This window comes from Allobosea sp. FG18, assembly GCF_057809495.1.
The window spans coordinates 1-2,490 of sequence record NZ_JBMDKB010000073.1 but is presented as its reverse complement, the minus strand read 5'-3'; the positions used below and the strand labels follow the sequence as shown (position 1 = coordinate 2,490).

Annotated in this window: 2 protein-coding genes; one reads left to right on the top strand and one right to left on the bottom strand. The window is 64.3% G+C overall.

What is annotated here, in order from left to right:
- Positions 1–419: 419 nt before the first annotated feature.
- Positions 420–761 (bottom strand): DUF1330 domain-containing protein, encoded by a 342-nt coding sequence (locus tag ACODTJ_RS29055; protein ID WP_488851686.1) that lies wholly within the window; start codon positions 759–761, stop codon positions 420–422.
- Positions 762–857: 96 nt separating this feature from the next.
- On the opposite strand from ACODTJ_RS29055, the gene ACODTJ_RS29050 reads away from it, so the two are divergent.
- The gene (locus ACODTJ_RS29050; RefSeq protein WP_454654942.1) at positions 858–2,297 is read left to right on the top strand and encodes an IS1182 family transposase; all 1,440 of its coding nucleotides are present in this window, start codon (positions 858–860) and stop codon (positions 2,295–2,297) included.
- Positions 2,298–2,490 lie beyond the last annotated feature (193 nt).

The following is a 2,490-nucleotide window of genomic DNA, read 5'->3' as shown; positions in this document are numbered from 1 at the left end:
GAAATGAAACCCAGGACTCTCCCTCAGACCGGAGGAAAAAAGGGTCTCAGGTCACAAGGCATCAACTCCCCCGTGCGCCCGCGTGGCTGTGGCTTCCAGGGCAGAACCAAACGCGGTGCCGGAGCGTTTAAGGCGGTCCATGCCTATGCCGGAGCCAGCCTGTGGAATTCGCTCATCTCGCCGTTTTCGTAAGCTCAGGAATGCTCATCGCAACGGGAATCGGGTGGAGAATCGGGCAGATCATGTCGCCACGGCCTGAGGCTCTGCGGCGAGCCGCCGCGATGGAGGGCGCTGATTCCAGCGCATGGTCTGGAGCCGATCGGCCTCTTGCCGGCGACGAGCAAAATGGCGGCGGCGCGTTGCCGCGAGGGGCCAGGAGCCTGCGCGTTCAGCCGTTCCAGGCCTACTCGCTCACCTGATCAAACGCCTTCGATGATGCGAATATCGCGTTCTGCGCTCGCTTCGAGCAACTTGAGTGCTTCCTGATAAGCCGCGCTGTCATGCGCCGCTTTCGCCTGCTCGACGGAGTCGAATTCGATCACGACGGTTCGTTGCTGCAGGCCTTCCTCGTAACAATGGCTTGGCATGCCCCGAGCGAGAATGCGACCACCTGCCGCCAGAATGGCTGGGCCGCTCAGCTTGGCATGAGCCGCCAACGCTTCGGGATCGCTGACCGAGCGATAAGCCGCAACCCAATACGCTTTCGCCGTTTTTGAATCCCTGTGGCGAGCCGCGCCAGAAAACGGGATGCAGCACGGCAAGTTATCGAACCTGACGGCAACGTCCGCAATGGGTCGAGGCTGTGTGAAAACGTGCTGTTGAGCTAGACTCCTGACGTTGCAGTCGGGAGGTCGGATTTGAGCCGCTTCGTCCAAGGTTCTGACCGGCACCAGCCGACGCTGCTTCCTGATTGTCTTGACGACTATGTGGCTCATGAGAACCCGGTGCGGGTGGTCGACGTCTTCGTCGATGAGCTGGATCTGGGGGCGCTGGGCTTCGAGGGCGTGACGCCGGCGGTGACGGGGCGGCCAGCCTACCACCCGGCGACGCTGTTGAAGCTCTACATCTACGGCTACCTGAACAAGGTCCAATCCAGCCGCCGCTTGGAGCGCGAGACTCAGCGCAATGTCGAGCTGATGTGGCTGACCGGCCGGCTGGCGCCTGACCACAAGACGATCGCCGACTTCCGGAAGGACAATGGCCCGGCCATCCAGGGCGCCTGCGCTCAGTTCGTGGTGCTGTGCCGCGAGCTTGGCCTGTTCGGGAGCGCCCTGGTCGCGATCGACGGCAGCAAGTTCAAAGCGGTGAACAGCCGCGACAAGAACTTCACCGCCTACAAGCTGAAGAAGCGCCTGGAGCAGGTCGCCGAGCACATTGCCGGCTACCTACGGGACCTCGACACGGCCGACCGCCAGGAGGGCGAGGCCGTTGAGGTGCGCTCGGGACGGCTGACGGAGAAGGTCGAGCGGCTGCGCGAGCAGATGCGGACGCTCCAGGCGATGGAGGCGCAGATCGCGACCGCGCCAGACGGCCAGGTCTCACTGACCGATCCGGACGCTCGCTCGATGGCCACCAGCGGGCGCGGCAGCGGGATTGTCGGCTACAACGTCCAGTCCGCTGTCGAGGCCAAGCATCACCTGATCGTCGCCCACGACGTGGTCATGACCGGTAGCGACCGCGAACAGCTCGCGACCATGGCCGCCAAGGCCAAGGATGCCATGGGCTTGGAAAAGCTCGATGCGCTGGCCGACCGCGGCTACTTCTCCGGCGAGGAGATACGCTCCTGCGAGGCTCTGGGCGTGACGCCCTATCTGCCCAAGCCGCTGACCTCGGGCGCCAAGGCCGAGGGTCGGTTCGGCAAGCAGGACTTCGTCTATCTGCCCGAGCAGGATGTCTATCGCTGCCCATCCGGCGCGCTGCTGCGACGCCATATGACCACCGTCGAGCGGGGCATGACGCTCCACCGTTACTGGGATCGCGCCAGTTGTCAGGCCTGCGTCCTCAAGGCTCAGTGCACACCCAGCGTCGAGCGGCGGGTGACCCGCTGGGAGCACGAGGCGCTCATCGACGCCCTTCAGCGGCGGGTGGACCTGACGCCAGGCGCCATGCGCCTGCGAAGGCGGCTCGTCGAACACCCCTTCGGCACGATCAAAGCCTGGATGGGGGCAACGCACTTCCTGACGAGGCGACGGTCCAACGTGAAGACCGAAATCGGCCTCCACATCCTCGCCTATAACCTCAAGCGCGTCATCACCATCATCGGCACCCGGCCGCTGATGGAAGCGATCAGGGCCTGACGCCGGCCCTTCATCGCGGGCTCACCGCGTCAGGTGATCAAAGGCAGGCACCGCGTTTTTACACAGCCTCGGTCGGGTCCGGAAATTAGGCCGGCCACCCGCTACGTCGGCTTCCAGGCAAGGTCCCAAGTTCCGCTTCTGTGAAGGGTTTCGGATGCCGGCCCGTGCGAGCTGGGATGGTCCGGGTTGAGGG